The organism is Phenylobacterium aquaticum (assembly GCF_022695515.1).
In the GTDB taxonomy this organism is placed as follows: Bacteria; Pseudomonadota; Alphaproteobacteria; order Caulobacterales; family Caulobacteraceae; genus Phenylobacterium; species Phenylobacterium aquaticum.
Map to the genome: position 1 here is coordinate 1 of NZ_JALDPT010000076.1, position 5,746 is coordinate 5,746.

7 protein-coding genes and 1 pseudogene are annotated in these 5,746 nt (G+C 68.3%); 4 read left to right on the forward strand and 4 right to left on the reverse strand.

Features of this window, described 5'->3' with window-relative positions:
- Positions 1-385, forward strand: a pseudogene (locus tag MQH10_RS25960) (argininosuccinate synthase); the annotation flags it as partial.
- Here the strand turns inward: MQH10_RS25960 and MQH10_RS25965 are convergent.
- The gene (locus tag MQH10_RS25965; protein WP_242566865.1) at positions 382-927 is read right to left on the reverse strand and encodes a GNAT family N-acetyltransferase; all 546 of its coding nucleotides are present in this window, start codon (positions 925-927) and stop codon (positions 382-384) included. The pseudogene MQH10_RS25960 and the gene MQH10_RS25965 overlap by 4 nt on opposite strands.
- 95 nt (positions 928-1,022) lie before the next feature.
- On the opposite strand from MQH10_RS25965, the gene MQH10_RS25970 reads away from it, so the two are divergent.
- The gene (locus MQH10_RS25970; RefSeq protein ID WP_242566866.1) at positions 1,023-1,583 is read left to right on the forward strand and encodes a metallophosphoesterase family protein; all 561 of its coding nucleotides are present in this window, start codon (positions 1,023-1,025) and stop codon (positions 1,581-1,583) included.
- Positions 1,584-1,679: 96 nt separating this feature from the next.
- On the opposite strand, the gene MQH10_RS25975 is transcribed toward MQH10_RS25970, so the two are convergent.
- Positions 1,680-2,108, reverse strand: coding sequence for a DUF7710 domain-containing protein (locus MQH10_RS25975; RefSeq protein ID WP_242566867.1), 429 nt, complete (start codon positions 2,106-2,108; stop codon positions 1,680-1,682).
- Here MQH10_RS25975 and MQH10_RS25980 point away from each other — a divergent pair.
- Positions 2,107-2,607, forward strand: coding sequence for a TspO/MBR family protein (locus MQH10_RS25980; protein ID WP_242566868.1), 501 nt, complete (start codon positions 2,107-2,109; stop codon positions 2,605-2,607). The genes MQH10_RS25975 and MQH10_RS25980 overlap by 2 nt on opposite strands.
- Before the next feature lie 96 nt (positions 2,608-2,703).
- On the opposite strand, the gene MQH10_RS25985 is transcribed toward MQH10_RS25980, so the two are convergent.
- The gene (locus MQH10_RS25985) at positions 2,704-3,480 is read right to left on the reverse strand and encodes a molybdopterin-dependent oxidoreductase (RefSeq protein WP_242566869.1); all 777 of its coding nucleotides are present in this window, start codon (positions 3,478-3,480) and stop codon (positions 2,704-2,706) included.
- Positions 3,477-4,304 (reverse strand): cytochrome b/b6 domain-containing protein, encoded by an 828-nt coding sequence (locus tag MQH10_RS25990; protein ID WP_242566870.1) that lies wholly within the window; start codon positions 4,302-4,304, stop codon positions 3,477-3,479. Before MQH10_RS25990 ends, MQH10_RS25985 begins: the two co-directional genes overlap by 4 nt.
- Positions 4,305-4,469: 165 nt before the next feature.
- On the opposite strand from MQH10_RS25990, the gene MQH10_RS25995 reads away from it, so the two are divergent.
- The gene (locus MQH10_RS25995; protein ID WP_419720806.1) at positions 4,470-5,399 is read left to right on the forward strand and encodes a thioesterase family protein; all 930 of its coding nucleotides are present in this window, start codon (positions 4,470-4,472) and stop codon (positions 5,397-5,399) included.
- The last annotated feature ends 347 nt before the right edge of the window (positions 5,400-5,746 follow it).

The window sequence follows — 5,746 nt, forward strand, 5'->3', positions numbered from 1 at the left end:
GACCCCCGGCGGCACGATCCTGCTCGCCGCCCACCGGGGCATTGAAAGCATCACCCTCGACCGCGGGTCCATGCACCTGAAGGACGAGCTGATGCCGAAGTACGCCAGCTTGATCTACAACGGCTTCTGGTTCGCGCCCGAGCGCGAGATGCTGCAGGCGGCCATCGACCACAGCCAGGCCATGGTCACCGGCCAGGTCCGGGTGAAGCTCTACAAGGGCAATGTCAGCATCATCGGCCGCACCAGCCCCTACTCCCTCTACGACCAGGACCTGGTCACCTTCGAGGAGGGCAAGGTCGCCTACGACCACCGCGACGCCGCCGGCTTCATCAAGCTCAATGCGCTGCGCCTGCGCGTCGCCGCCAAGCGCGACCCGCGGCCCTAGGCGGTCCGCCCCCGCGCCGCGCGCCATTCCTCGGCGCTCTGGCCCCACATCCCGGTCGGATGATCGTCGAAGGGCGCCGGCAGCCGGACCTCCTCCAGCAGCCGCCCGCCCAGCCGCTGGGCCACCGCCTGGGAGCCGAGGTTCTCGGGGTGGATCATGTGGGTGACCCGAGCCCAGCCCAGATCGTCAAACACATAGCGCAGACAGGCCTCGGCGGCTTCCGTCGCATAGCCGCGCCCCTCGGCCGAGCGGTGCAGCATCCAGCCCACCTCCGGCGCGGGCCACTCCTCCGGCTCCCAGGGCCCGACGCGGCCGACCCAGCGGCTAGTCGCCTTCTCGATCACCGAGAACGGCCCGAAGCCCCGCAGGCCCCACATCCCCACCACCTGGGCCAGGGCCCGCCAGGCGACGCTGCGCGGCATGGCCCCGCCCAGCCAGCGCATGGACGCCTCATCCCCATGAAACTCCGCCCACCCGGCGTCGAGGTCAGCCTGGACGGGCACGCGGAGGATCAGGCGGTCGGTCTGAAGGGTGGGGTGCATTGGGAAGACCTCCAATCTGCTTCAGCTTGGAGGCAGCGGGGTCCAGTGGGAAGATGGATCCTATTCAAACAGGTCCGGAGTCGAGAGACCAAGCCATGTCAGACTCGGTTTGGAGATTGCCGTTGGAGGGCGCCAACCTGGCTGTGCTCGCCGACTGCCACATCCACGGGGGCGGGCCCCAGTTTCCTGCGGCCTTGTTACCCCGGCTGCAAGGCGCGGACTTGATCGTCACCCTTGGCGATATGGGTGAGAGGTCTGGACTCGACCAACTTGAGGAGATCGCACCCGTTCTCGGCGTCCGGGGCCGCGACGATGAATACGATCTCCGCACCCACCACGTCACCCGAGTGCTTGAGGGCTCCGGCTACCGGATCGGATGCGTGTTCGATGCCCAGGCCGCCGGGCTAGCCGCTGGCTGTGACCCCTTCGTCGCTGCTGATCGCTCTGCGGACGCCTGCAATCGCCTATTCGGAGGGCCGGTAGACGTGCTGCTGCACGCGAATACCCATCGTGCCGACGAAGCCCGGTTCGGGACGAAGGGCTCAGCCATCAACCCGGGCAGCCCCGTCCTGCCTGCAGACGGCGCCAAGCCGAGCTTCCTAAGGCTGAAGGTCACAGAAGCAGGCTGCTATGGCCAAGTGGTTTGGGTGGCATAGCGGCTGCGCAACACGCCTGATGTCGCGCTTTGCTGAGAAGATGACACCCGTCCATCGGCAGCTACGACTTGCCGCGTTGGGTCAGGCGCGAGCCCCCTAAACCCCGCCACCCTGCCTGACACCATCCTCAAAGTGGAGGTGCCTTTGGTGCGCGCTGGTAAATTTCTGAATGAAGTCCGGCGTCTTCTGACTGTCGTCCCTCGGCGAGAAATAGCCCTTCTCCAGCGCCCACTCATACGGTGCGACGTCCAGCAGGTACTCTGTCAGAATTCCGGTCAGACCATGCTGAACCACCCATGCCTCCGCGGCGTCCACGGACGCAAACACGGCTGAGGCGAAGCGACCGCCGGCTCCGTGAAACACCCAGACACTGCTTAAGGTCATCATCCACCCCGCGTCTTTGATCGTAACTGGAAGGTGGGGATCCGGAGCCCCGCCGCTCGGCGCACGATGGATTGCATCGAATTTCACCGGGACGCATTTACTCCGCCATCGGCGCCAAGCGTCACAGAGAGCCAGCAGCATGACGACCCACACCCTGTCCCCCCGCGCGCCCAAGCGGCTGCTGCCGGCGGTGATCTCCATCGTCCTCGCGCTCGCGGTCGGGGCGATCGGCGGCCTGGCCACCGCTTCCAGCGTCACCAGCTGGTACGTCACCCTGACCAAGCCGGTCTTCAATCCGCCCAACGCCGTGTTCGGGCCGGTCTGGACGACCCTCTACATCCTGATGGCGGTCGCGGCCTGGCGGGTCTGGGAGGTCGCGCCGGCCGGCCCGGTCCGTCGGCGGGCCATCACCCTCTATGCCGCCCAGCTGGGCCTGAACCTCGCCTGGTCCCTGATCTTCTTCGGCCTGCGCCGGCCGGACCTGGCCCTGGCCGAGATCGCCGTCCTGCTGGCCGCGGTGATCGCCACGGCGATCGCCTTCTGGCGCATCGACCGGCCCGCCGGCCTGATGCTGGTCCCCTACGCCGCCTGGGTCAGCTTCGCGTCGGTGCTGAACTTCGCGATCTGGCGGCTGAACTGATCGCCGACTCCAGGCCTACACATGAATTACACTTGCAATTCATGTGCTTAGAAGACCTGTTCAACAAGTGGGTGAACTTCCCGGACGGGCCGGCCCTCAGATCCCGCCGTACCACTCATAGCCGCGGTCTTCCCAATAGCCGCCCTTGCCCTGGCCGATATGGGCGAAGTCTGCGACCGCCTCGATACGGGAGACATACTTGGCGTGCTTGTAGCCCAGGTGCCGCTCGACCCGCAGCCGCAGAGGCGCGCCGTGGGCGACCGGCAGGACCTGGCCATTCATCTCGTAGGCCAGGATGGTCTGGGGGTGATAGCCGTCGACCAGGTCGATGCTCTCATAGTACTGGCCCGAGCCGTCGAGCGTCTCCTCCAGGCTGTCGAAGCAGTGGAAGACCAGATAGCGGGCCTCGCGCTTCAGCCCGACCCGGTCGAGCAGCGGGCCGAGGCGGGCGCCCTTCCACTGGCCGATGCTCGACCAGCCCTCGACGCAGTCATGGCGGGTGATCTGGGTCCGCGACGGCTGGGCCCGCAGATCGGCGAGGCTGAGCGACAGGGGCCGCTCGACCAGGCCGTCGATCACCAGGCGATAGTCCTTGAAGCCCGTGGTCAGGAGCTGGCGATAGGCGGGATCGGCGGGGCTGATCGAGCCATTGGCCCGGAAGTCGCGGGCGATGTCGGCGGGGGTGAATTCCTGGGCGAGCGCCGTTCGGTTCTGGAACAGGCGCTGGGCCCGCATCGTCAGGCCCTGGGCCGAGGCCAGGCCCTTCTGCACCTTGGGGCTTTCATTCAGCTTGTCGCAGGCCGCCAGAAACAGGCCGGCGGATCCGGCGGCCAGGCCCTTCAGCCAGCCGCGGCGATTCGTGGTGTCGCTCATGACGCGTCTCCCTCGAGGCGGATGGCGTAGCGGCCGGTGATCATCGACCGGACGGAATTGAAGGCGCCGACGGCCACCACCATGGCCAGGTGGACAAGGACGAAGGCCACGATCAGGCCGGCGCAGATGAAGTGGATCGAGCGCGCCGACTGCCGCCCGCCGAACAGGTGCGGCAGCCAGGGCCAGGCGGCGTCCATGCCCGGCGACATGGTCAGGCCGGTCAGCACCATCAGCGGCAGCAGGCCGAAGATCACCGCCAGATAGGCCAGCTTCTGCAGAGCGTTATAGTGGCGCTCTTCCTCGCCCTTGGGGAACCGCAGCCGGGCGTGGTCGGCGATCTCCCGCAGCAGATGGCGGGGGGTCAGCTGTTCGCGGGTCGGCGCCAGGTCCTTGCGGAAGTGGCCGTTCAGCAGGCCCGCGGACCAATAGGTCAGGCCATTCAACACGAAGACCCAGGCGAAGAAGAAGTGCCAATGGCGGCCGTCGGCGAGGTCGCGATAGCTGGGGATCGTGGCCCAGGCTGGGAAGCCGCGGGGCTCCTGGCTGCCGACCTTGCCGGAATAGCCGAACAGGCCGGTGGTCTCGACCCGCACCGATCCGATCTGGGTGACGCCGATGGCGTGGTCGCCGCGGTCGATCATGCCCATCTCCAGCCAGGGCTGGGCGAAGGTCGACTTCTGGCCCCAATAGAGCGCCGGGTGGGCGTTGAAGATCTGCAGGCCGCTCATCAGCAACAGCAGCAGGGCCAGCACATTGACCCAGTGGGTCAGGCGGGTCGCCACCGTGTGTCGATAGACCAGCACCTCGCGGGTCGGCGTCGCCATGATCTCCCCCTCCTTAGGGTCCGCCTTAAGGCGTCCCCCTGTCTACGGCCGGAACGGCGCGCCAGATGACCACGGATGCGGCCTGGAAGCGAATTCGCGCCAGGGGCCCTGTTGGTTACATCCGCCAACCCCTAAGTTCGCCGCCTGATCATGGGGGATGGCGGCTTGAGCGACGGCGTGGAGATCTGGAGCGGCGGGGTCAACACCTGGGAATGCGACGAGATGGGGCATCTCAACGTCCGCTTCTGGGTGGCCAAGGCGCTTGAGGGCCTGGGCGGATTGGCCGCCAAGCTGGGCATGCCCAGAGCCTTCTCGGCCGGAGGCGAGGCGACCCTTGTGGTCCGCGAGAAGCACATGCGGTTCCTGCGTGAGGCCCGCGCCGGGGCGGCCCTGACCATGACCGGAGGGGTGGTGGAGCTGGGCGAGTCCGACGCCCGCCTGCTGCTGGTCATGCGCCACCTGAACGGCGAGCCGGCCGCGACCTTCCAGATGGTGGTGGCCCACGCCACCGCCCGCGACCTGCGCCCCTTTCCCTGGCCGCAGCGGGTGCGCGACGCCGCCGCCGGCCTTAAGGTCGAGGTCCCGCCCTATGCCGCCGCGCGCAGCATCGACCTCGCCCCCGCCCAGGCGACCGCCAGCCTGGCCCAGGCCGACAAGCTCGGCCTCGTGCGGATCGGGCTGGGCGTGATTCAGCCCCAGGAGTGCGACGTGTTCGGCCGCATGCGCGGCGAGATGTTCATCGGCCGGGTCTCCGACGGGGTCGGCCGGCTGTTCGGCGAGACGCGGCCAGGCCCCGACCTGGCGCCGGGCGAGACGCCGCCGCGGATCGGCGGGGCCGTGCTGGAATATCGGGTGCTGCACCTGGGCTGGCCGCGCGCCGGCGACCATGTCGAGCTGCGCTCGGGCTTTGGCGGGGCGGACCGGCGCACGCGCAGGGCCTTCCACTGGATGGTCGATCCGGTCAGCGGCGCGCCCTGGGCCAGCGCCGAGGCCGTGGTGATCAGCTTCGATCTCGACGCGCGAAAGGTCGTGACGATCAACGAGGCGGCCCACGCCGCCTACCTCGCCCAGGCCGTCCCGGGGATCGGTCTCTAGGCCGCATTTCGGGCGATTGCGGGGGCGAAAAACGTGATCACGCGGCCGTGACCCGGGGACTTGTTCTGGACGCAAAGCAGGCCATAGTCCCGGTCCGCGCTTGCCATGGCCGCCTTGCGGCGGTTGAGATGGGCGCAGACACCCGCACTTCCGATCAAAGTCTCACAAGGACCTGAGCCCATGACCTCCAACGTTCTTCGCAAGCTGATGGTCGCCGGCGCCGCCGTCGCCGCCCTGTCCGCCGCCGCCTGCAGCAAGCCCGCCGACAAGGCTGACGCCGCGGCCGCCGAAGCCACCACCGAGGCCAACACGGCCGCCGCCGCCGCCAGCACCGCGACCGAACGCCG

Coding starts and splice junctions, on each gene's coding strand:
- MQH10_RS25965 (WP_242566865.1), bottom strand. CDS start 927: ATGCACCCCACCCTTCAGACCGACCGCCTGATCCTCCGCGTGCCCGTC.
- MQH10_RS25990 (WP_242566870.1), bottom strand. CDS start 4,304: ATGGCGACGCCGACCCGCGAGGTGCTGGTCTATCGACACACGGTGGCG.
- MQH10_RS25980 (WP_242566868.1), top strand. CDS start 2,107: ATGACGACCCACACCCTGTCCCCCCGCGCGCCCAAGCGGCTGCTGCCG.
- MQH10_RS25985 (WP_242566869.1), bottom strand. CDS start 3,480: ATGAGCGACACCACGAATCGCCGCGGCTGGCTGAAGGGCCTGGCCGCC.
- MQH10_RS25975 (WP_242566867.1), bottom strand. CDS start 2,108: ATGCTGCTGGCTCTCTGTGACGCTTGGCGCCGATGGCGGAGTAAATGC.
- MQH10_RS25970 (WP_242566866.1), top strand. CDS start 1,023: ATGTCAGACTCGGTTTGGAGATTGCCGTTGGAGGGCGCCAACCTGGCT.